The sequence below is a fragment of the Guyparkeria hydrothermalis genome (assembly GCF_023555385.1).
GTDB lineage: Bacteria > Pseudomonadota > Gammaproteobacteria > Halothiobacillales > Halothiobacillaceae > Guyparkeria > Guyparkeria hydrothermalis_A.
Genome location: NZ_JAJSED010000001.1, coordinates 896,813 through 916,753, shown reverse-complemented (window position 1 = coordinate 916,753; position 19,941 = coordinate 896,813). Strand labels below are relative to the sequence as shown.

Here is a 19,941-nt window from a genome sequence, read left to right as displayed (position 1 = left end):
CCGCGAGAGTTCTTCACTGGCGTCGAGATTCCGTTCATTGCGCCTGTGGCCGAGTTCGCTCAGGTCCGTCTCAGTGATAGCCGTGCGGGCCTTCCTCGCGAACCGTCTGCGGAGACGGCGGCTCGGTGAAGGTGTGGTACGGCGGCGGAGAGGGCAGGGTCCATTCCAGACCTTTCGCGCCATCCCAGGGACGGTCGCCCGCCTTCTTGCCACCACGGACCGACTGGATGATCAGCCAGATGAACAGCAGCTGGGAGAAGCCGAAGACGAACGAGCCCACGGTCGAGATCATGTTGAAGTCCATGAACTGCAGCGGGTAGTCCGGAATCCGGCGCGGCATGCCGGCCAGACCGGCGAAGTGCATCGGGAAGAACGTGACGTTCACCGAGATCACCGACAACCAGAAGTGCCACTTGGCGAGTGCCGAGTTGTACATGTGGCCGGTCCACTTGGGCAGCCAGTAGTAGACCCCGGCGATGATCGCGAACAGCGAGCCGGTCACCACGACGTAGTGCAGGTGCGCTACGACGAAGTAGGTGTCGTGGTACTGGTAGTCAGCCGGCACGTCGGCCAGCATCAGCCCGGAAAAGCCGCCGATCGTGAACAGGAAGATGAAGGCGAGCGCCCACAGCATCGGTGCCTCGAACGTCATCGACCCCCGCCACATGGTGGCGACCCAGTTGAAGATCTTGATGCCCGTGGGGATCGCGATCAGCATCGTGGTGTACATGAACAGCACCTGCGCCTCGACCGGCAGACCCACCGTGAACATGTGGTGCGCCCAGACGATCGCCGACAGGAAGGTGATCGCGATCACGGCCCAGATCATCGACGTGCGGCCGAACAGCGGCTTGCGGCTGAAGGCCGGCACGATCTCCGAGACGATGCCGAAGGCCGGCAGGATCATGATGTAGACCTCGGGGTGACCGAAGAACCAGAAGATGTGCTGGAACAACACCGGGTCGCCGCCGTTGGTGGCATCGAAGAAGGCTGTACCCAGGTGCCGGTCGGTCAGGAGCATGGTGACCGCGATCGCTAGGGTCGGCATCGCCAGCAGCAGAAGGAAGCCGGTGATCAGCCAGGTCCAGGTGAACAGCGGCATGTCCCAGAGCCGCATCCCCTTGGCGCGCATTTTCAGGATCGTGAGGATGATGTTCAGTGCGCCGAGTATCGAGGAGATGCCCATGATGTGGATCGCCATGATCACCCAATCGATCGACGGCGGGGCGTAGGTCGACGAGAGCGGCGCGTACAGGGTCCAGCCACCGCCGGGTGCGCCCTGCGGCATGAAGAAGCCGATCCACAACATGATCGCCGCCGGTGGCAGCATCCAGAACGCCCAGTTGTTGACGCGCGGCCAGTACATGTCGTCCGCGCCGACCTGCAACGGCACCATCCAGTTGGCCAGGCCCGTCAGCCCCGGCATGATCGCCAGGAAGATCATGGTCAGGCCGTGCATAGTGGTCAGCGAGTTGAAGAACTGGGGCTGTGTCAGCTGCAGCCCCGGCTGGAACAGCTCGGCCCGGATGAGCAGCGCCATGACGCCGCCGACGAGCAGGGCCACCAGGGCCAGCACCATGTACATGGTGCCGACGTCCTTGTGGTTGACCGTCAGCAGCCAGCGCAGCGGGCCCTTACGCGGCCCGTGATGACTGTGTTCGTGTTCCATCTGATCGAGTACGGAATCCGCTGTTTGACTCATCGTGCCGCCTCCACTGCTTCCGGGGTGACCAGGTCACCGGTGTCATTGCTCCAGGCATTTCGTTCATACGTGACCACGGCTGCGATCTCGCGATCGCTCAGCTTGTCGCCGTAGGCCTGCATGACCGGGTTTTTCTCGCTGCCGTGAATCACGATCTTCAGGTGGCCGTCCACCGGGCCGGTGGTGATCTCGCCGCCTTCCAGCGCCGGGAAGGTGCCCGGGACGCCCTTGCCGTTGGCCTGGTGGCAGGAGGCACATGCCGAGTCGTAGACATTCTTGCCCTGCTTCATGGCCACCTCGAAGTTGTACGGAGCGGAAGCCTGCTTCGCTTCCTTGGCGGCAGCCTCTTGCTTCTGGGCCACCCACTTGTCGTATTCCTCGGGTGTTACCGCCTCCACGACGACGGGCATGTAGGCATGCCCCGAACCGCACAGCTCGGCGCACTGGCCGCGGTAGGTGCCGGGTTCGTCGATACGGATGTCGGCATTGTTGAACTGGCCGGGAACCGCGTCCCGCTTGAAGCCCAGCTGCGGTACCCACCAGGCGTGGATCACGTCGTCACTGGTGATGCGCAACCGAACGTCCTTGCCTGTCGGCACGACGAGAGGGTTGTCGACATCCAGCAGGTAGTTGGGGTTGTCGGCCGGGTTCTCCTTGGCGTTCATCTGGCTCGCATCGCGGCTGCCGGAGGCCAGGTTGCTGACGAAGGAGATGTCCTCGTCGGGGTAGACGTATTCCCACTTCCACTGGGAGCCGTGGACGTCGACGACGACGTCCGGCTCAGGTGCTGGTTCGTTGGTCTTCATCAACACGGCTGTAGCGGGAACGGCTACGCCGACGAGAATCAGGACCGGAATGATGGTCCAGACCACCTCGACGGTGGTGTTTTCCGAGAACTTGGATGCCTTCGCACCGCGGGAGCGCCGATGCCGGATAAGCGACCAGGTCATGACGCCGAATACGCCAACGCCGATTGCCACGCAGATCCAGAAAAGCAGCATGTGCATGTCGAAGGCGTCGCGGCTGATTTCGGTGACGCCGCGGGTCATGTTGAAGGCGCTTGGTTCCTCCTGCGCAGCGGCCTGGGCCGCTGTGATCAGGGTTATCGGAACCAGTAGCAGTTTTTTCCACATCATTGTGGCCCTCCTTGGCTTGAAAGCTCTCGGAATTGGGGTGGACGGGGATCGGGAAACCGTTGCTCAGTAAATTAGAAAACCATTATGTAGTTAACTGGTGAATCGACTCGCCTGCTTAGGCTCGTAACTTCTTATCACAGTTTCGGGTTCTTAGTACAACCTAATTTCAGTTTCCGGAAGCTACACGAATTAACGAGTGGGCGGCAAATACGGTGTGCGTCATGTCTTGGTCGCAAGTGACTGATCGGTAACGTTGTGCGGCTGGCGGATGTATCCACTGTAGGCGAAATGGCGCGCTAACGGGGCTTCTGCGGCATCCGGTGAAGGTGCGGGTTCGCGTCTTTCTATCGGCGAGTGGTGGTGATTTACGGCCGCGTTTCTCGACGGAATAACCGTACTAAAGTTGCGGTTATGTTTTCGGGGAAATATGGGCGCCCGTCTGTAATTCGAACGGGTTATATTTATTTTCCGGATGGTGTATTGATTTTCCGGATAATGTCCGTGACAGATCATGTGGCCGGACCGGTGACGAAAAACGTTCCGGCGCCCACGGCGCGTTTCGGCCCGGCCTCGGGTGGGCGCTTCTCAACCGTTCCAGTGGAGCCGTGGGTATGCCTTTCATCATCCGCACCGAGACGTCCACTGATGCCGAGGCGATCGGCGAGGTCACGAAGGCGGCCTTCGCGCCGCTCGAGATCAGTGACCACAACGAGCCGTACGTCATCGAGGTGCTGCGAGCCGCCGGGGCCCTGGCCGTCTCCCTGGTAGCCGAGTGTGATGGCGAAGTGGTGGGCCATATCGCCTTCTCGCCGGTGACGATCTCCGACGGAGCACCTGGCTGGTACGCGCTGGGACCGGTGTCCGTGCGCCCCGATTGCCAGCGCCAGGGCATCGGTGCGGCCCTGATCCGCGAAGGAGTGGCGAGCCTGAAACGCCTCGGCGCCCGCGGGTGCTGCCTTGTCGGCCACCCGGACTACTACCCCCGCTTCGGTTTCCGGCACCCAACGGATCTTGCCGTCGATGGGGTGCCGGCCGAGGTCTTCTTCGTCCTGCCGTTCGAGGGCCGTGTCCCTCGGGGTGTCGTCTCGTTCCATGAAGCATTCCGGCCTGCACGGCCGATGTTGCCGCCGGAGACTCGTTAACGACGGGAATGCGCGCGGCGATCGGTTCGACCGGCATCGGTGCTGCCGGCTGCCGGCTGGCGGGGTGGCGCGGCAAGACCGTGTTCTTCGGCAGCTTTTTCGTGTCGTATCGAGCGGTCGGCAATCCTGTCGTGGTGCACCCTGGGGCGATCTTTGGCACTTTCCGGTTCTTCGGCTGTCCGAAGGATGAAGCGGCCTCGTGACGAATGGCCGGGATCACCATGAACCGTGACAAGGGGATTCCTTATGAGTGACCACAAGTCGAACCGTATCGATCGTCGTCGCCGCCTGTTAGTAACGCTGGGCGCGGGCGTGGCCGGCGCCTATGTCGCGCCGACGTTGGTCAACGTCGCTCGGGCGGCGCCGCCTCATCACGGCGGGCATCACGGCCATTATTCCCACCCGAGCTACAGCCGGCCGAGTGGGCATCACGATCATCACTACTACGAAGAGCGTCACTACTATCACGACGATTACCGTCGTCGGCGTCGCCACCACCACGATCACCACGACAGCAGCATGCACTTCAACATCCTCCTGCATCCCAGCCGTTGGTAATGCCGGGTGGCGTTCGTGACATCCTCCTGCCGGGCCTCGGTCGGGTAATCCGCGTATCCGGGTGCCCGGAGTTTCCGAGCCTCCTCGAGACCGCGCTGCCGGGCTGGCGGATGACGGTGATCGAGGGCGAAGGTCCGGCACCAGACATCCGCATTGCCGGTGACGCGCCGGCATGCCGCCAAATCTCCCCGAATTACCCCCAGGGCGTGACGCACGAATCGCCGGTGGCGGCGGTTTGCAGTGTCACTGCGGACCTGGTCGAACGGTATCTGTCCCTGCACCCCGATCTGGTCGGGCTCCATTGCGCGTCGGTGGAAATCAACGGCCGTCTGGTGCTGTTCCCGGAGACGCATCGTGCGGGAAAGAGCACCCTGGTCGCGGCGCTTGCCGGTGGCGGGTTGCGAGTGTTCGGTGACGACGTGCTGGTGCTCGAGGACGGTGGGCGAGGCATGGCGCTGGGCATCTCGCCTCGACTGCGCCTGCCGCTTCCCACGCCTCCGGCGGTGGATGTCGCCCTTCACAATTACACCGCCGCGCACGCCGCGGCGGAAGATCACCGCTATCGCTATCTGAACCTGCCGGAAGGGCAACTCGCGCGTCACGGCGAGAGCCTGCCGCTGGGTGCCGTGGTCCTGTTGGAGCGTGACGAGCAACTCGGCAAGCCGGAGCTCGTCCCGCTGGCGCCGGGCGAGGGGCTCACCCGCTTGTTGCGCCAGCATTTCGCCCACGATCTGCCCAGCGAGGCGCTGATGGAGCGTTTCCTTCCCCTCATGCGTTCATTGCCGTGCCGATTGCTGCGCTACCCCGAGCCCCTGGCGGCGGCCCGCTGCCTGCGCACGTCGCTTCCGGGGGTCATCGACAGCATCGATAAGGCCTCCGGCGCCCAGTGGGAAGAATCCCCGGCTCGATCGACTGCCGCACCGGTGGCTATCGATGATCGTTGGTGCGTGGCGTCGGGCCTGCGTGAATACGAACTGGGCGACGAACGTTTCCTGATCGAGCCTTCCAGTGGTGCCATCCACCGCCTGAACGGCACTGGCCATCTGGTCTGGGGGCTGCTGCAGGAGGAGGCGATGTCCGGAAGGGAGGTGAGTGAACTGCTCGTCGAACACTTCCCGGATGTGTCGCCGGCGCGCATCGAGGCCGACGTGGGTTCGCTGCTGGCCGAGCTTAACGATGCCCAGTTGATTGTCTCTGCTTGAAGGGGCGACTTCGTGCCGTCGTGTTGGCGGCATTCGAATGTCGTGTACTTGAATAGCCGCGGCCCGTAGTGACGGGCTGTGAGCTTGAGAGGGGAGAGGGTTGATCGGGTCGCTGATCTCAGGGATCAGCGACCGTCGAGCGGAAGTTCAAAGCTTGCGTTCGAATGCTTCCACCTGCTCCCGTGCCTGCTCCTTTGCGATGCCATAGCGCTCTTGGACCTTGCCGATCAGGTAATCGCGATGACCCTCGGCCTCGTCCAGGTCGTCATCGGTGAGTTGTCCCCATTCCTGCTTGATGCGGCCCTTGAGCTGTTTCCAGTTGCCTTCGATGCGGTCTGAAGCCATGAGAGTTCCTCCCAGAGATTGGAGAATGGGTCATCGCCCTCCGGTGGGGCGAACGACCTCCGGAAGCTAGTAATGAGCCTGGCTATTGTCAAAAGCGGGTGCGCGCCTGACCGTGTATGTCTCGGGGCGAGGAACGTTACGCAATGATGGAGGGCGCATGACGGCGAATCTGTTTGAAAACCTGCCCGCGCAGCTGCCGGACGAATGGTTCGACGCCCTGGTCGAGGCCGGCAACGTCACGGTCGAGCGCATCGTTTCGCGGGGTCACGCTTCACCGGCCTCCGGCTGGTACGACGAGCCGCGCAACGAGTGGGTGGTGGTGCTCAGGGGGCGCGGCGTGGTGGCGTTCGAGGATGGCGAGGAGGTCAGCCTCGGTCCTGGCGATCACCTGAGCATTGCCGCGCATCGTCGCCATCGCGTCGCCTGGACGGCGCCGGACGAGGACACAATCTGGCTGGCGGTTCATTACGACTGAGCCGGCGCCGGCCTGGCTTTTTCGCGAGTGCCTGAGGGGCGGCGTTGTTTTCGCTCGATTGCGGCCTATGCTCGGCCAAGGGCAGGGTATGCATGACGGCGCATGAGCTGCGAGACCTGTCCACGATTGAAGGGGCTTGCGTGGAGGGTCCGTGCCATGAAACCGAATTGGAAAACCGTGATCGCCTCATTCGCTGCGATCGGCCTTTTGGGCATGTCATCGGTCGGGTTCGCCGGGGAGCCGACCTTCGAGCAGGGGCGGACGATGTTCGTCGAGACGGGCGTCGAGGCACCGGATCGTGAGCCGACCTGGTACGCCTCGATGGTGGCCAAGCCCCACGCGCCGGTGTTCCAGATGCTGGCGACGCGCGGCACGCAGGGGCGCTACTACCCTTACACCTACCCGGTCACCCTGAAGGACCTGGTGCGTTTCCACGGCCACGACTGCGAGGGCACCACGCACGCGGCCAACGCTGCCTGGGTGGCTTTTCAGACGCTGTTTCCCGACGGGATCATCGACCGCAGCGTGCTGCGCGGCATCAGCGGCACCTCGCCCTGCTGGTCGGACGCGGTCGCGTACCTGACCGGTGCACGCATGCAGTACGGCACGCTCGGCTTCTTCAGGGACAAGGACTACAGCCACGCGATCCTTCTCTATCGCGAGGATACCGGCACGGCGGTGCTCGCCACCTGGAAGAAGGGCATCAACAATATTCCCGGCGAGCCGGTGGTACTGCCTGGCGAGATCGACTGGCAACCCAAGGTGTCGATGGAGAAGGTCAAGGCGCTCAAGGCGGTGGTCAAGAAGGCGGGCGGCAATCCGACGCCCTACCAGGTCGACCTGATGCGCCACTACCAGTGGCAGCACATCAACGACATCCTCGAGCACCCGCTGGGGGAGAGCTACCAGGCCAAGGTGATCGAGGACTTCCGCTGGGAGGACTGGATCGACCCCGAGAAGACCGTCGCCAAGTCGCACACGCGCGGCGACACCCGGTTGAAGAACTATCCCTATCGCAGCCGGCCGGTGGTGCCGGAGGACGAGGCGGAAATGCCTGACTAGGCGGCCACCGGGATCCGTCGCGGGCGGTTACCCATTACGGATTGCAAAAGCGGTCAATCCGGCTTGTCGCCCATGGCTCGATGGGCACTGCGTATCACCTGTCGCTCGACCAGTCGGTGCAGTCCCACACCGTCCCCGAGGGGCCGAGATGGAGGAGTCGATGCTGGTCTATTACGACGCGCGCATGCTCGCTCACAATCCAACTGGCTGGGACGCGGATCACCCGGAATGGAGCGATGCCGTCAAGACGATGATCGCGCATCAATACCCCGATGCCAGCCTGGAAACCTATACCCATCCCGAGTGCCCGACACGCATGACCGCGATCGTCGATCGCCTCTGGGCCGAACCCATCGACGACCTGCAGTGGCGAACACTGTCGGCCGCTTCCCCCGCCCAGCTGCAGCGCGTGCATACGGGCACGTACCTGGCCTATATCGAATCGCTGGCCGGTCGCTCGGGTTGGCTTGCACAGGACACGACGGCGGTATCACCCGACAGCGTCGCGGCCGCGCGGCTGGCGGCGGGCGCCGGCATCAGCGCCGTCGAGGCGGTTGCCGAGGGTGATGACCGGCACGCGTTCTGTATCGTGCGCCCGCCGGGCCACCACGCATCCACCGACCACCCCATGGGCTTTTGCCTGTACAACAATATCGCCGTGGCCGCCGCGCACGCGCGAGCCGCCCTGGGTCATGCCCGCGTGATGATCTGGGACTGGGACATGCATCACGGCAACGGCACGCAGGCCATATTTTATGACCGGCCCGACGTGCTGGTCGTCGACAGCCATTGCGCCGCGCCGTTCTACCCCGGCACGGGGCATCTGGAGGAAACCGGAACCGGACCCGGTGATGGATTCCATCTCAATGTGCCGCTCCCCCGGGGTAGCGGCAACGCGGCCTTGCTGGCTGTGTTCGAACAGGTGATCCAGCCGGCGGCGCGGGCCTTCGAGCCCGACCTCATCCTGATTTCCGCCGGTTTCGACTGCCACTACCTCGACCAGACCTGCGCCATGGACGAGACCGGCTATGCCGCGCTCACCGAGCGGGTCTGCGCCCTGGCCGAAGAGCTCTGCGATAGCCGCCTGGTACTGATGCTCGAGGGTGGCTACAACCCTCAGGGACTGGCCGATAGCGCCCATGCCGCCATCCGTGCGTTGGCCGGTCACACGATCGCAGCGATCAACGTACTGCCCGAGGATGAAGGCTGTGCCGCCGTGGCGGAAGCGGCACGATTTCACGCCAACACCATTGCCCGACTCGGTTACCGGCCGTTGGGTGGGGCTGCGGGCCGGAGACCGGCCTCGAAGGGCAAATGACGTGATGCCCGGCAGGGAAAATGACCGGGGCATGCGGAAGACACATCTCCGCTGACCGTGCGCTAGCAATCGGTCGCGACCCGTCAGGGTCTTCCGCCTCGGTTGATGTGCCACACTGCGCGGCATTCGTTCCCACCCATCCAACCGAGGGAAATCACGCCATGGCTGCTGCCGGTCTGCTCGCCCTGCTCGATGACATCGCCACGCTGCTCGACGACGTCAGCGTCTATTCCAAGGTCGCCGCCAAGAACACCGCCGGGGTGCTCGGCGACGATCTGGCCCTGAATGCCCAGCAGGTCACCGGCGTGGGGGCGAAACGCGAGCTGCCGGTGGTCTGGGCGGTGGCCAAGGGCTCGTTTCTCAACAAGCTGATCCTGGTGCCGGCAGCGCTGCTGATCAGTGCGTTCCTGCCGTGGCTGATTACGCCGCTGTTGATGCTGGGCGGGCTGTTCCTCTGCTTCGAGGGAGCCGAGAAGATCGCGCACAAGTGGCTGCACAGTGCTGAGGAGGACGAGGCGCACAAGAAGGAACTGCGCGAGGCTGCCCGCAAGGAGGGCATGGACATGAAGCAGGCGGAACGTGACCAGATACGCGGCGCGATCCGCACCGACTTCATCCTCTCGGCGGAGATCATCGTGATCGCGCTGGGTGCGGCGAGCGCGGCGGGCATCTGGACGCAGGCCGTCGTGGTCTCGCTGGTGGCGCTGGTTGCCACGGTGGGTGTCTACGGGCTGGTCGCCGGCATCGTGCGGTTCGATGACTGGGGTCTGGCGCTGGTGAAGGGCGAGGGCGCGGATGCCTGGGGGCGGTTCAAGCAGACGCTTGGCCGCGGCATCCTGGTCGCGGCACCGCGTTTCATGCGCGGGCTGTCCATTGTCGGCATGGTGGCGATGTTTCTGGTCGGCGGCGGCATTCTCGTCCACGGCCTGCCGTTCCTGCATCAACCGGTCGAGGCGCTGGTGCACGGCATGAGCGCGGTGAGCCAATGGCTGGTGCCGATGCTGATCAACGGTGTGGTCGGGCTGGTCGCCGGGGCGATCGTGCTGGCCGGCGTGATCGGTTTCCAGCGCGCCCGCGCGGCTCTTTGAGGCGGGTCTCCGAGCCGGCTTTCGAACATGTCGAAACGGTTACGTGAGCCATCAGGGCGCATTCCGGCGTAGAGCAGGGTGGGTAAGTTACGGTTTCCCCACGTCTTCTCTCGCTTCGATTTTTTTCCATGACAGCATGATGGCATCTGACCTAAGGTGAACCGGTGGAGTGCCCCGGCCGAAGCGTCGGGGGTGTCACTCACCTGGGCCGGCCGCGATTCGGCGGTGTGGCCCGCAATCACGACAAAGGTGTGATGCTCATGGCAGAAAAGATGGACGCGGAACGCGGTTTCTACCGCAACGGCAACATCCTGGTCGAACAGGCCACTGACGGCATGTACCTGGTACAACGCCCATCGAGGCGTCCCCGCAAGGGATCGACAAACGGGCGCATGGCCGTGCCCGGTGACATGGAGACTCTTTACGAGACCACGGTGTTCGATGACGCGGTCGATCGTGCCCGCGACCTGGCCAAGGCAAGCTAAACGGCCTTTCGGGCCGCCTTGAGCGGCCCCAGAATGACGAAGCCCGGATCCACTGGATCCGGGCTTTTTCGTTGGCGCTTGTGGTGAGGGTCAGCGCATCTTGCGTGTCTTGTCGAGCATGCGCAGCGTCGAGCGGCTGTTGCTCAGTCGGGCGACCATGGGGATCTCTACCCAGCGCAGCTCGAAGGACTCCTCGTTGCCGGGCACCGGGACACGATCGTCGATCTCCACCAGGTAGCGGATGTCGATATGGTCGTGTTCCTGGGCGTCCGGGTGCGGTTCCTGGGTGGCGTGGATATCGACGTCGAAGATGCCGTCATCGACCAGGCGGATGTGTTCGGGCGAGACACCGGTTTCCTCGGCGCACTCCTTGAGCGCGACCAGGCGCATGTCGGTGTCGCCATCGGCGTGGCCGCCCGGCTGCAGCCAGCGGTCGAGCTTGCGGTGGTGCATCAGGAGCACGGCGGTGCGCGACGGGTTGACCACCCACGTCGAGGCCGAGACGTGTGCCGGCAGGTGCTCGCGGTAGAAGGTGTCGGGGTGCGTGGCGACGAACTTGCGAGCGCGCTGGACGAACGCCGCCTCGTCGAGATGGCGGGTCTCGTAGCGGGCTAGCTGTTCCAGCAGGTCGCAGCGGTGCATGGGATCAGGTGAAGGCCGGGTTCTTCACGGCAGCGATGGCGGCGCGGGCGGCCTCGTCGACGTTGCCCTCGGTGCCGGCGATCGTCAGGCGGCCGTACTTGCCCACGGCGCGCACGTCGATCAGCGAGATGTTGGCAGCTTTTTCCGCCTGGTTGGCGGCGTAGACAACGTAACCGGCCGGCTCGACCTCGAGGATGAACATGCTCTGGTCGGGCAGGATCATGTTGCCACGACGGTTCTGACGGTTGATCAGTACCGTGTGGTCCGGCGTCATGCCGCGGATGATCTCCTGCCAGGCGATCTCGCAGGGCTGACGTTCGGTCTGCTGGCGGCCGAGGTAGTCGAGGATCGTGTCGCCGGCCTGGATCACGTCACTCTGCACGCGGTGGTGGATGACCATCGAGCCGAAGGCCCGCTCGACCACCTGCTGCGCGAGGCGCACGCTGGAGGACTTGAGCGCGATGTCGGTCAGGCGGTGAACGGCCATGCCCGGCGAGACCTCGACCCACAGGCAGGCGTCGCCCGGCACCGGCAGAAAGCCCTGGGACGCCGTCGCCAAGTACTCCGCCAACTGGGGCTGGAGCGAGTCGATAAAGACGTACGTCCGTAGTTCGATCATCGAGTGGGGGCCTTGCCGCGCGGGCGATTCATGTATCAGCAAAGGTCGAGTGCCGCGGAGTCTACCATCAGGCTGACCTGTGAGGAATTGCGATCCCTTATGGTTGCCATACGATTGAGCGTGATCGGCGTGTCGGTATCCCTTGCCATGTGTCTGATGATCCGGACACCGATCGCGCTCGGCAGGGCGAAATGCTTCAGGGAGGGGCGATGAAACGCGAACGATTCGTGACCCGCTGGTGGGTCGGATGGCTCGCCGTGTTGCTGCTCGGGCTGGCTGGCTGCGGCGACAAGCCGCTTGAGCCACTGGCGCAGGATGACACCATACTGGCATTCGGCGACAGCTTGACCGAGGGCGTCGGGGCCGCGCCGCAGGCGGCCTATCCCGAGCAGCTCGCGGCGCTTACCGGGCATCCGGTGGTGAATGCCGGTGTGGCCGGCGAGACGACTGCTGAAGGCCTCGACCGCTTGCCGAATGTGCTGGATCGGCATGATCCGGCACTGATGATCCTGCTGATGGGCGGCAACGACGTGTTGCGCAATCAGGATCTGGGTGAGGCCAAGCGCAACCTCGGCCGCATGATCGAGATCGCCCGGAGTCGGGACATCGCGGTCGTGTTGGTGGGTGTGCCGGAAAAGTCCCTGTTCTCCCGGTCCGCGCCGTTGTACGAGGAACTGGCGGCATTCTACGAGGTGGTACTGGTCGAGGATCTGGTCGCGAGTCTGTTGCGCCGCCCCGGCTACAAGTCGGACGCCGTCCACCTCAATGCCGACGGATATCGCGCCATGGCCGAGCGTCTCGCCGAGGCGCTGCGTGACGCCGGCGCCCTCTGAGGTGGTGGACAAGCGCTGCCGGGCTGACGCAGGATCAGCCCATGGCCGGTCTGCCGCCGGCCATGTGGATACTCGACACGAAGGAAGGAGCACGTCATGACTTTTCACATCGAACTCGCGCCGCTGATCTCGCTGGGGGCCGGTATCTTGATCCTGGTTTTTCCCAAGCTTCTCAATTACATCGTGGCGATCTACCTGATCACGCTGGGTATTCTGGGATTGCTCGGTTACGGATTCTGATTGGTCCGGCGATGGCATGCGTACGCCCGGCGGGGGTGTCTAGACTGATGACAGGGTCAACGCACCCCGCCATTTTCGGTTCGAACATCAAACAGGAGGCGATGCATGTACGACTGGGGTTACGGCGCCATGCCGCATGCCGGCATGGGGTTCGGTTTCGGCGGCTGGATCCTGATGATCCTTTTCTGGGGGCTGCTGATTGCGGCAATTGCGGTATTGATCAAGTCGCTCGTCAGCCCGCGGCCGCGTTCGGACGACGAGTCGCGCAACGAACGGCGGTCCAACCGGGCACTGGACATCTTGTGCGAGCGCTATGCGCGTGGCGAGATCGACCACGAGGAGTTCGAGGAGCGCCGCCGCCGACTCGAGGACTGAATCCGGCATCGGCCGAGGTCGGGGCGGCACTCGCTGCGCCCGACCTGGCAGGTGCATAAAAAAGGCCGCCCGATCGCTCGGGCGGCCTTTTGCATGCTGGGTTGGTCCGTTTACTCCTTTTCGAGGATGTCTCGCATCTTCCGGTGCATTTCAATGCGTTCTTCCGCCATTTCCTGCTGAAGTTCGTTGAGATGGCGTGACTTTTTCTTGATCGCCTCGTAATCCGGGTCATCGGCGAGTTGCATGCGGTAGAGCTCACGCTGGTGCTCCTGCATCTGCTGCATCAACTCCAGGTGTTCTTGCTGCTCTTCCTGCTGGAGTTCCCGCAGCCGCTCGCGCTGCTTCTCGGTCAGGCGGCCGAGATTGCTGGAGCCCGTGCCGTAGCCCGGCGCCATCATGCCCGGGCCATAGCCCTGCATCATTCCGGCCCCATAGCCGGGCATCATCCCGGGTCCGTAGCCCGGGCCATAGCCCTGCATCATGCCCGGACCGTAACCGTGCATCATCCCGGGGCCCATCATGCCCGGTCCGTAGCCGCCCGGTACGCAGGGGGCGGCACCTTGCATGCCGTAGCCCGGCCCGTAGGGGCCGTAGCCATCCATCATGCCCGGCCCCATCATGCCGCGGCGCGGCTGGTCATTATCGGCCACTGCCGTCGGCGCTGCGCCCGCCAGGGCGATTGCCAGCGAGCAGGCGGTCAGTTCGCGAACGAATGTGCTTTTCCTCATGGCGCTTCCCTCCTGTGGAATGAAGGCCGATCGGGCGATCCGATGGTCATCGGAGTGTGTCGCCCGTCTCTGGTTTCTTTGTCTCCGGCATCAGGCCGGCCGCGCACCGCCCGATTCGCGGCACGTCACCCAAAAGGTAGCAGGTGGAACCATTCATTTCGCCCGCGTCCAAGCAATTGATCAGCGGCAAAAAAATACGCGATTTCCCCGGCCGGCAGTATGACGAGGAATGGCTATAGTCAGTTGGGGTGGACGGTATGTCAGGAGGGCACGCCATGCGTTTCGCGAATCGACGAGAGGCCGGTCGTCAGCTGGCCGAGGCACTGGACAAGTTTCGCGGACAGGAGGGCGTGGTCTACGCGCTGCCGCGCGGCGGGGTCCCTTTGGGGCAGGAAGTGGCCCGGCGGCTCGACATGCCGCTGGACGTCCTGATCCCGCGCAAGATTGGCCACCCGATGCAGCCCGAATACGCCATCTGCGCGGTGCCGGAACATGGCCAGCGGGTCTGCAATCCGCGTGAGGAGGCGGCCGTCGATCCGCAATGGCTGGCCACTGCGGAGGCACGCGAGCGGGCCGAGGCGCGCCGGCGCCGCGGGCTCTACGGCCGTGCGGACTCGCCCTCGGTGGTCGGCAAGATCGCGATCATCGTCGATGACGGCATCGCGACCGGCCTGACGATGCGCGCGGCGATCCGCGATGCCGACGCCCGTGAGCCTGCCCATGTGGTGGTCGCCATCCCGGTGGTGCCGGCCTCGACCGCGGCCACGCTGGAAACCGAGGCGGACGAACTGGTTGCCCTGGAGATCACGGACCACTATCTGGGGGCGGTGGGGGCGTACTACGGCTCGTTCGCCCAGGTATCCGACCAGGAAGTGGTCGCCATGCTCGAGGAATGCGAGAGGTAGGTCATGGCCCCTGATACCGAACGAACCGTTTCCATGTCACTCAGCGGCATGATCCACGAGGGCATCCTCGGTATGCCCGCCAATCCGCGCGGGCTGGTCATATTTGCCCACGGCAGTGGCAGCAGTCGCCATAGTCCCCGAAACCATTTCGTCGCACGCCAGTTGCGCGAGGTGGGCCTGGCGACCCTGTTGTTCGACCTGTTGAGCGAGGCAGAAGACCGGGTCTACGAGAAACGCTTCGACATCGACCTTCTTGCCGAACGGCTCGCGCAGGCTTCTGCCTGGGCCCATGCCGACCCCGAACTTGCCGGCCTCCCGCAGGGGTATTTCGGTGCCAGTACCGGCGCGGCCGCCGCGCTCAATGCCGCTGCGCGACTCCCCGGCATGGCTCAGGCGGTGGTCTCGCGTGGCGGACGTCCCGATCTGTCCGGCGAATCCCTGCCGCTGGTCGAGGCGCCCACGTTGCTGATCGTCGGCGGGGCGGATACCCAGGTCATCGAGCTCAACCGCTGGGCGAAGGCACAGATGCGAGCGACCTGCGAGCTTGCTATCGTGCCGGGCGCGACCCACCTGTTCGAGGAACCGGGCACCCTGTTCCAGGCGGCCCAGCTGGCCGCGGACTGGTTTACCCGCTGGCTGATACCCGGCTAGTCGACCCATGGCAGCGGCGACACTCGACACCGCGATCGCCCGCCACATCTGGGCCAGCCGCTACCGGTACGCCGACGAGGCGGACATCGAAGCGACCTGGCAACGGGTGGCCACGGCCCTGGCGAAGGTCGAGGCCGAGCCGGCCGTGTGGCAACGACGCTTCCGCGACCTACTGGCCGATTTTCGCTTCCTGCCTGGCGGGCGAATACTGGCCGGGGCTGGAACCGACCGGCAGGTGACCCTGTTCAACTGCTTCGTGATGGGGCGGATCGAGGATTCCATGGATGGCATCTTCGAGGCGCTAAAGGAAGGCGCGCTGACCATGCAGCAGGGTGGCGGGGTCGGCTACGACTTTTCCACCCTGCGGCCGGCCGGGACGGCAGCCCACCACGCCGGGACCATTGCCTCGGGACCGGTGTCGTTCATGCGCATCTGGGACAGCATGTGCGCGACCATCCTTTCCACCGGCGCCCGGCGTGGCGCGATGATGGCGACGCTGCGCGTCGATCATCCGGACATCGAGGCCTTCATCGATGCCAAGCATCAGGCCGGCGAACTGACGCACTTCAACTGCTCGGTGCTGGTGAGCGACGCCTTCATGGCCGCGGTGCATGCCGATGCCGACTGGCCGCTGGTGTTTCCCTCGGTGGCGCTGGACGGGGAGGTCGGTACCGGCGATGAGGTGCGACGCGAATGGCCGGGCTTCGAGCAGCCGGTCGCCTGCCGCGTGATCCGGCGAGTGCGCGCCCGCGACCTGTGGGAGCACATCATGCGGGCGACCTACAGTCATGCCGAGCCCGGCGTGCTGTTCGTCGACCGGATCAACCAGTGGAACAACCTCGGCGAGCGCGAGCGGATCAGCGCGACCAATCCCTGCGGCGAGATCCCGTTGCCACCGTACGGCGCCTGCGACCTCGGCTCGGTCAACCTGACCCGCTTCGTGCTCGATCCGTTCGGCGAGGCGGCGCGGCTCGACCATGACGCGCTCGCGCAAACGGCGGCACAGGCTGTTCGTTTTCTCGATAATGTGATCGACGCCTCGCACTTTCCGTTGCCGGCCCAGGGCGAGCAGGCCCGCAACAGTCGACGCCTGGGACTCGGCATTACCGGGCTGGCCGATGCGCTGATCATGCTGGGGCTCCATTACGACAGCACCGAGGCACGCGAGCAGGCAGCGGCGGCGATGGCGACCATCACTCACGCGGCGTACCGGGCCTCCATCGACCTGGCCCACGAGAAGCGGCCGTTTCCCTTTTTCGACAAGGCAGCATTTCTCGATCGGCCGTTCGTGCGGGCGCTGCCGGGCGACATCCGCGCCGGCATCGCTCGTGACGGCATTCGCAACAGTCACCTGACCGCGATCGCGCCGACCGGCACCATCAGCCTGCTGGCCGGAAATGTTTCTTCGGGTGTCGAGCCGGTGTTCCGACGTGAATTGTGCCGGCCGGTGTTTGCCGCCGACGGTCGCCGGGAGAGCTTCGTCATGCAGGATGCCGCCTGGCGATGCTGGCAGGTTGAGCACCTCGACGGGTCCTTGCCGCCGGCCTTCGTCGAGGCCGAGGCATTGTCCCCGGAGGCGCATCTGGCCATGCAGGCCGCGCTGCAGCCATACGTCGACAGCGCTATCTCCAAGACCATCAACGTTCCCGAGTCGATGCCGTTCACGGACTTCGAGGCGATCTACCAGCGCGCCTTCGAACTCGGGTTGAAAGGGTGCACCACCTACCGACCCAATCCCGTTACCGGTGAGGTGCTTCAGGGCGTCGATACCGCTACGCCTTGCTGCGGGATCGATCGCGAGTCGGACTGACGCGGCTCACCCGTCCCAGTGGCAGACCAGCCGGGTACCGGTATCGCTTACTTCGCCGCCGAAGCGTTGCGCCTGCCGATCGAGCATGCCGGCAAGCCACTCCCGATCCGGTCGTGAACAGGACTGCAACTGCAGCCGCCGGATAGCGAATGGGTCGAGCTCAAGCGCATGAAGCTGGCCGTTGCGCAGGGTGGAGCGATAGAGCACGGCCAGGTCCGAACGGTAGGGCGCGGTCCCGCCGATGCCCTCGTAGTCGTTGATCAGATCACCGCAGCCGTAGAGGATCAGCCGCTCGTTGTGCACCTCGAAGGCGCGCGGGTGATGCGAGGAGTGGCCGTGCACCAGGTCGATACCAGCGACGTCGATCAGGGCGTGGGCGAAGCGCCGATGGGCTTCGGGAATCTGGTAGCCCCAGTTGCTGCCCCAGTGGATCGAGAACACCACCGTGTCGCCCGGTCGGCGGTGAGAGTCGACAAGGTCAGCCAGTCGTTCGATTGCCTCGTCGTCGAGATCGGGCAGGTAGTGAACCCCGGAGCGGTCGGTTGTGGCCGCCCAGTCCGCCGGGACGCCGCTGTCGCCATGACCGACGGCGAACACCAGCAGACGCTGACCGTTCGCACCAGCGAGAACGGTGGGGCGAGCGGCTTCCTCGTGATCGCGACCGGCACCGACGAACGGAATGCCGGCGGCCTCCAGCGTCTCGAGCGTTTCCGTCAGGCCCGCTCGGCCCCAGTCGAGCACGTGGTTGTTGGCCAGCACCAGGCAGTCGGGTGAGACGGCCGTCAGGCAGGCGATGTTGGCCGGGTGCATGCGGTAGTGAATGCCCTTGTCCGGCCACGGCGTGGCGCTGGTGGTGATCGCGGTTTCGAGGTTGAGGATGCGCCGTCGAGCCGGATCGGCGAGCGTGTCACGTGCCGCCCCCCAGACGTAGCCGGGTCCGACGGCACGTGGCACCGGCCCATTGGCGCGCTCGGCCAGGCGCAGGTACCCCCGGGCATCCTTGATGTAGTCCTCGTAGAGGACGGGGTCGGACGGCGAGGGCAGGATCTGATCGATTCCGCGCCCGAGCATCACGTCCCCCCCGAACAGCAGCGGCAGTTCACCGGATGATCTGGCTGTGGCGGGAGTGGACATCGTGGCTCGCGACCGGCCTCATGGGTTTGCCTGTTTAGGGATTAAAGGCCAGAACGGGCTGGCCGTCGACCGGTCGCAGAGGCTTGGGGGAAAGCGAGGGAAGCATCCGTTGAGTGTCGGGGCCACGCTAAGGCGTTAGCGCTCGCTCATCCGCTTGCGTACCACGCTCTCGACCGACGCCCAGTACACCATCGAAAGCGCTTCATCGGCGACATCTCGGTTCATGACGACCGCACCATTTCGGAGGTACCACTGGTTGGTGGTCTCCTGGTCGCGACTCACTTTGACGCCGCGTGGCTCACCGTGACGTTGGTGGAGCGCGCTGGACATGGGGGCGTGGCCCGAGGGAGGCAAGTCGATTTTCACGCCGGACAGTTCCTGGTCCTGAAAGAAGAACACCGCAAACCAGGCATCGATATCGTTGACCGCCTGAATCGGGGCGTAGCAGGACCGATCGCCCAGGTCAGAGGCTTCCGATCCGCAGTCGAGGGCGAGATTCGCGAACCGCTCCTTGATGTCGGATTCGGTCAGTGACGAATCGAGATCGGACAGATAGAGGTTGATCTTCGAATCAACGGTCAGGAAGTGCAGCAGGCGGTTCTTGGTGGTGTATTCATTCCCTGGCGTCTGTTGTGTCAGCCAGAAGCCACCCAGAGCGCCGAGTACCAATATGCCGAGCAGGGTTCGCATCATGTTCCATTCCTTGGAAGTGGGGTGGGGCGAAAGCGTGCTCGTCCTTGAGCCACGCGGGGAAAGTGAACATTAGCGGCGCCAATTGCCTTGCGCAAGTGCCGGTTCTGGCAGCGACGGAGTGCCGGTGCCTTGTTATCTGCGCAGGGGCGTGATCGTGCCCGACATGGTGTGTCGTCGTACGAGAATCAACTCGTAAGCTTGGCGGTAATCTCGGCCACGTGCCGGCCCTGATAACGGGCGATGGTGTGCTCGATCGGGCTGGGCTGGCGGCTGCCGTCGCCGGCGGCGAGGGTGCCGGCGCCGTAGGGCCCGCCGCCGCGGGGTTCGGAGATGTCGAACATCTCGGGAATGCCGTAGGGCGTACCGACGATGACCATGCCGAGATGGGCCAGCGTGTTCCAGGTGGAGGTGATGGTGGTCTCGTTGCCCGCGCCGGTGCCCGTGGAGGTAAACACGCTGCCGACCTTGCCGATCAGCTTGCCTTCGGCCCACAGGCTTCCGGTCTGGTCGAGGAAGTTGCGCATCTGCGCTGCCATGTTGCCGAAGCGCGTCGGGGTGCCGATGATCACCGCATCATAGTCGCCGAGTTCCTTGGGATCGGCGATCGGGGCGGCCTGATTGAGCTTGGCGCCGGCCTTCTTCGCGGTTTCCTCGTCCATCAGCTCGGGCACGCGTTTGACCGTCACCTCGGTGCCCTCGACCTGACCTGCGCCCTCGGCGATGCTTTCTGCCATCGTTTCGATATGGCCGTACATGGAATAGTAGAGAACGAGAACCTTGCTCATGGAAAACTCCGTG

At 64.5% G+C, this 19,941-nt stretch carries 24 protein-coding genes; 15 read left to right on the top strand and 9 right to left on the bottom strand.

What is annotated here, in order from left to right; all coding sequences use genetic code 11:
* Window positions 1-70: 70 nt before the first annotated feature.
* Together ctaD and coxB are read right to left on the bottom strand one after the other, a co-directional pair.
* On the bottom strand, window positions 71-1,702 hold the full coding sequence (ctaD, locus tag LV476_RS04210; RefSeq protein WP_250073754.1) for a cytochrome c oxidase subunit I: 1,632 nt from the start codon (window positions 1,700-1,702) through the stop codon (window positions 71-73).
* Window positions 1,699-2,838 carry a cytochrome c oxidase subunit II gene (gene coxB / locus LV476_RS04205; RefSeq protein WP_250073752.1) on the bottom strand — a complete coding sequence of 380 codons (1,140 nt, stop codon included), beginning with the start codon at window positions 2,836-2,838 and terminating at the stop codon, window positions 1,699-1,701. Before coxB ends, ctaD begins: the two co-directional genes overlap by 4 nt.
* 611 nt (window positions 2,839-3,449) lie before the next feature.
* On the opposite strand from coxB, the gene LV476_RS04200 reads away from it, so the two are divergent.
* The 4 genes from LV476_RS04200 to LV476_RS04185 are packed head-to-tail and all read left to right on the top strand — an operon-like array spanning window position 3,450 to window position 5,740.
* Entirely contained in the window at window positions 3,450-3,980 is a 531-nt protein-coding gene (locus tag LV476_RS04200; RefSeq protein WP_250073750.1) for a GNAT family N-acetyltransferase, read from the top strand.
* A gap of 8 nt (window positions 3,981-3,988) precedes the next feature.
* Window positions 3,989-4,183, top strand: a complete 195-nt coding sequence (locus LV476_RS04195; protein WP_250073748.1) for a hypothetical protein — start codon at window positions 3,989-3,991, stop codon at window positions 4,181-4,183.
* A gap of 43 nt (window positions 4,184-4,226) precedes the next feature.
* Entirely contained in the window at window positions 4,227-4,538 is a 312-nt protein-coding gene (locus LV476_RS04190; protein WP_250073746.1) for a hypothetical protein, read from the top strand.
* Complete coding sequence (locus tag LV476_RS04185; RefSeq protein ID WP_250073744.1) at window positions 4,538-5,740, top strand: PqqD family protein; 1,203 nt, start codon at window positions 4,538-4,540, stop codon at window positions 5,738-5,740. The genes LV476_RS04190 and LV476_RS04185 overlap by 1 nt, the downstream gene beginning before the upstream one ends.
* A gap of 147 nt (window positions 5,741-5,887) precedes the next feature.
* On the opposite strand, the gene LV476_RS04180 is transcribed toward LV476_RS04185, so the two are convergent.
* Window positions 5,888-6,085: a CsbD family protein gene (locus LV476_RS04180; protein ID WP_250073741.1), complete on the bottom strand. Its 198-nt coding sequence runs from the start codon at window positions 6,083-6,085 to the stop codon at window positions 5,888-5,890.
* A 157-nt stretch (window positions 6,086-6,242) separates the two neighbouring features.
* Between LV476_RS04180 and LV476_RS04175 the strand changes: the two genes are divergently transcribed.
* The 5 genes from LV476_RS04175 (at window position 6,243) to LV476_RS04155 (ending at window position 10,513) form a co-directional block, all read left to right on the top strand.
* Window positions 6,243-6,560: a cupin domain-containing protein gene (locus LV476_RS04175; RefSeq protein ID WP_250073739.1), complete on the top strand. Its 318-nt coding sequence runs from the start codon at window positions 6,243-6,245 to the stop codon at window positions 6,558-6,560.
* Window positions 6,561-6,716: 156 nt separating this feature from the next.
* A complete protein-coding gene (locus LV476_RS04170) occupies window positions 6,717-7,622 on the top strand; it encodes a formylmethanofuran dehydrogenase subunit E family protein (RefSeq protein ID WP_250073737.1) in 906 nt (301 codons plus the stop codon).
* A 148-nt stretch (window positions 7,623-7,770) separates the two neighbouring features.
* Window positions 7,771-8,940 (top strand): histone deacetylase family protein, encoded by a 1,170-nt coding sequence (locus LV476_RS04165; protein ID WP_250073735.1) that lies wholly within the window; start codon window positions 7,771-7,773, stop codon window positions 8,938-8,940.
* A gap of 161 nt (window positions 8,941-9,101) precedes the next feature.
* Window positions 9,102-10,028 carry a DUF808 domain-containing protein gene (locus tag LV476_RS04160; protein WP_250073733.1) on the top strand — a complete coding sequence of 309 codons (927 nt, stop codon included), beginning with the start codon at window positions 9,102-9,104 and terminating at the stop codon, window positions 10,026-10,028.
* A gap of 260 nt (window positions 10,029-10,288) precedes the next feature.
* Window positions 10,289-10,513: a hypothetical protein gene (locus LV476_RS04155; protein WP_250073731.1), complete on the top strand. Its 225-nt coding sequence runs from the start codon at window positions 10,289-10,291 to the stop codon at window positions 10,511-10,513.
* Window positions 10,514-10,603: 90 nt separating this feature from the next.
* On the opposite strand, the gene LV476_RS04150 is transcribed toward LV476_RS04155, so the two are convergent.
* On the bottom strand, window positions 10,604-11,155 hold the full coding sequence (locus tag LV476_RS04150) for an NUDIX hydrolase (protein WP_250073729.1): 552 nt from the start codon (window positions 11,153-11,155) through the stop codon (window positions 10,604-10,606).
* A 4-nt stretch (window positions 11,156-11,159) separates the two neighbouring features.
* Window positions 11,160-11,774: a BMC domain-containing protein gene (locus LV476_RS04145; RefSeq protein ID WP_250073727.1), complete on the bottom strand. Its 615-nt coding sequence runs from the start codon at window positions 11,772-11,774 to the stop codon at window positions 11,160-11,162.
* Between the two features lie 209 nt (window positions 11,775-11,983).
* Here LV476_RS04145 and LV476_RS04140 point away from each other — a divergent pair, with 209 nt between their 5' ends.
* The 3 genes from LV476_RS04140 to LV476_RS11185 all read left to right on the top strand — a co-directional run bounded on the left by LV476_RS04140 (window position 11,984) and on the right by LV476_RS11185 (window position 13,222).
* Window positions 11,984-12,607, top strand: a complete 624-nt coding sequence (locus tag LV476_RS04140) for an arylesterase (RefSeq protein ID WP_250073725.1) — start codon at window positions 11,984-11,986, stop codon at window positions 12,605-12,607.
* A gap of 96 nt (window positions 12,608-12,703) precedes the next feature.
* Window positions 12,704-12,847, top strand: coding sequence for a DUF3096 domain-containing protein (locus LV476_RS04135; protein WP_250073722.1), 144 nt, complete (start codon window positions 12,704-12,706; stop codon window positions 12,845-12,847).
* A 105-nt stretch (window positions 12,848-12,952) separates the two neighbouring features.
* A complete protein-coding gene (locus LV476_RS11185) occupies window positions 12,953-13,222 on the top strand; it encodes an SHOCT domain-containing protein (protein ID WP_284047407.1) in 270 nt (89 codons plus the stop codon).
* Window positions 13,223-13,332: 110 nt separating this feature from the next.
* Here the strand turns inward: LV476_RS11185 and LV476_RS04125 are convergent, their stop codons facing one another.
* On the bottom strand, window positions 13,333-13,950 hold the full coding sequence (locus LV476_RS04125; RefSeq protein WP_250073721.1) for a hypothetical protein: 618 nt from the start codon (window positions 13,948-13,950) through the stop codon (window positions 13,333-13,335).
* A gap of 275 nt (window positions 13,951-14,225) precedes the next feature.
* Between LV476_RS04125 and LV476_RS04120 the strand changes: the two genes are divergently transcribed.
* The 3 genes from LV476_RS04120 to LV476_RS04110 are packed head-to-tail and all read left to right on the top strand — an operon-like array spanning window position 14,226 to window position 17,316.
* A complete protein-coding gene (locus LV476_RS04120) occupies window positions 14,226-14,855 on the top strand; it encodes a phosphoribosyltransferase (protein ID WP_250073720.1) in 630 nt (209 codons plus the stop codon).
* A 3-nt stretch (window positions 14,856-14,858) separates the two neighbouring features.
* Window positions 14,859-15,506 carry a dienelactone hydrolase family protein gene (locus tag LV476_RS04115; RefSeq protein WP_250073718.1) on the top strand — a complete coding sequence of 216 codons (648 nt, stop codon included), beginning with the start codon at window positions 14,859-14,861 and terminating at the stop codon, window positions 15,504-15,506.
* 7 nt (window positions 15,507-15,513) lie between these two features.
* Window positions 15,514-17,316, top strand: a complete 1,803-nt coding sequence (locus tag LV476_RS04110) for an adenosylcobalamin-dependent ribonucleoside-diphosphate reductase (protein WP_250073716.1) — start codon at window positions 15,514-15,516, stop codon at window positions 17,314-17,316.
* A gap of 6 nt (window positions 17,317-17,322) precedes the next feature.
* On the opposite strand, the gene LV476_RS04105 is transcribed toward LV476_RS04110, so the two are convergent.
* From LV476_RS04105 to wrbA, 3 genes are all read right to left on the bottom strand, one after another.
* Window positions 17,323-18,450 (bottom strand): CapA family protein, encoded by a 1,128-nt coding sequence (locus tag LV476_RS04105; protein ID WP_250073714.1) that lies wholly within the window; start codon window positions 18,448-18,450, stop codon window positions 17,323-17,325.
* Between the two features lie 135 nt (window positions 18,451-18,585).
* Window positions 18,586-19,143: a hypothetical protein gene (locus tag LV476_RS04100; protein WP_250073711.1), complete on the bottom strand. Its 558-nt coding sequence runs from the start codon at window positions 19,141-19,143 to the stop codon at window positions 18,586-18,588.
* Window positions 19,144-19,328: 185 nt separating this feature from the next.
* A complete protein-coding gene (wrbA, locus tag LV476_RS04095; RefSeq protein ID WP_250073709.1) occupies window positions 19,329-19,928 on the bottom strand; it encodes an NAD(P)H:quinone oxidoreductase in 600 nt (199 codons plus the stop codon).
* Between the last annotated feature and the right edge of the window lie 13 nt (window positions 19,929-19,941).

Bases quoted from the DNA above. Each gene is read 5' to 3' on its own strand.
- ctaD (WP_250073754.1), bottom strand. From the start codon at position 1,702: ATGAGTCAAACAGCGGATTCCGTACTCGATCAGATGGAACACGAACAC.
- coxB (WP_250073752.1), bottom strand. From the start codon at position 2,838: ATGATGTGGAAAAAACTGCTACTGGTTCCGATAACCCTGATCACAGCG.
- LV476_RS04200 (WP_250073750.1), top strand. From the start codon at position 3,450: ATGCCTTTCATCATCCGCACCGAGACGTCCACTGATGCCGAGGCGATC.
- LV476_RS04195 (WP_250073748.1), top strand. From the start codon at position 3,989: ATGCGCGCGGCGATCGGTTCGACCGGCATCGGTGCTGCCGGCTGCCGG.
- LV476_RS04190 (WP_250073746.1), top strand. From the start codon at position 4,227: ATGAGTGACCACAAGTCGAACCGTATCGATCGTCGTCGCCGCCTGTTA.
- LV476_RS04185 (WP_250073744.1), top strand. From the start codon at position 4,538: ATGCCGGGTGGCGTTCGTGACATCCTCCTGCCGGGCCTCGGTCGGGTA.
- LV476_RS04180 (WP_250073741.1), bottom strand. From the start codon at position 6,085: ATGGCTTCAGACCGCATCGAAGGCAACTGGAAACAGCTCAAGGGCCGC.
- LV476_RS04175 (WP_250073739.1), top strand. From the start codon at position 6,243: ATGACGGCGAATCTGTTTGAAAACCTGCCCGCGCAGCTGCCGGACGAA.
- LV476_RS04170 (WP_250073737.1), top strand. From the start codon at position 6,717: ATGAAACCGAATTGGAAAACCGTGATCGCCTCATTCGCTGCGATCGGC.
- LV476_RS04165 (WP_250073735.1), top strand. From the start codon at position 7,771: ATGGAGGAGTCGATGCTGGTCTATTACGACGCGCGCATGCTCGCTCAC.
- LV476_RS04160 (WP_250073733.1), top strand. From the start codon at position 9,102: ATGGCTGCTGCCGGTCTGCTCGCCCTGCTCGATGACATCGCCACGCTG.
- LV476_RS04155 (WP_250073731.1), top strand. From the start codon at position 10,289: ATGGCAGAAAAGATGGACGCGGAACGCGGTTTCTACCGCAACGGCAAC.
- LV476_RS04150 (WP_250073729.1), bottom strand. From the start codon at position 11,155: ATGCACCGCTGCGACCTGCTGGAACAGCTAGCCCGCTACGAGACCCGC.
- LV476_RS04145 (WP_250073727.1), bottom strand. From the start codon at position 11,774: ATGATCGAACTACGGACGTACGTCTTTATCGACTCGCTCCAGCCCCAG.
- LV476_RS04140 (WP_250073725.1), top strand. From the start codon at position 11,984: ATGAAACGCGAACGATTCGTGACCCGCTGGTGGGTCGGATGGCTCGCC.
- LV476_RS04135 (WP_250073722.1), top strand. From the start codon at position 12,704: ATGACTTTTCACATCGAACTCGCGCCGCTGATCTCGCTGGGGGCCGGT.
- LV476_RS11185 (WP_284047407.1), top strand. From the start codon at position 12,953: ATGTACGACTGGGGTTACGGCGCCATGCCGCATGCCGGCATGGGGTTC.
- LV476_RS04125 (WP_250073721.1), bottom strand. From the start codon at position 13,950: ATGAGGAAAAGCACATTCGTTCGCGAACTGACCGCCTGCTCGCTGGCA.
- LV476_RS04120 (WP_250073720.1), top strand. From the start codon at position 14,226: ATGCGTTTCGCGAATCGACGAGAGGCCGGTCGTCAGCTGGCCGAGGCA.
- LV476_RS04115 (WP_250073718.1), top strand. From the start codon at position 14,859: ATGGCCCCTGATACCGAACGAACCGTTTCCATGTCACTCAGCGGCATG.
- LV476_RS04110 (WP_250073716.1), top strand. From the start codon at position 15,514: ATGGCAGCGGCGACACTCGACACCGCGATCGCCCGCCACATCTGGGCC.
- LV476_RS04105 (WP_250073714.1), bottom strand. From the start codon at position 18,450: ATGTCCACTCCCGCCACAGCCAGATCATCCGGTGAACTGCCGCTGCTG.
- LV476_RS04100 (WP_250073711.1), bottom strand. From the start codon at position 19,143: ATGATGCGAACCCTGCTCGGCATATTGGTACTCGGCGCTCTGGGTGGC.
- wrbA (WP_250073709.1), bottom strand. From the start codon at position 19,928: ATGAGCAAGGTTCTCGTTCTCTACTATTCCATGTACGGCCATATCGAA.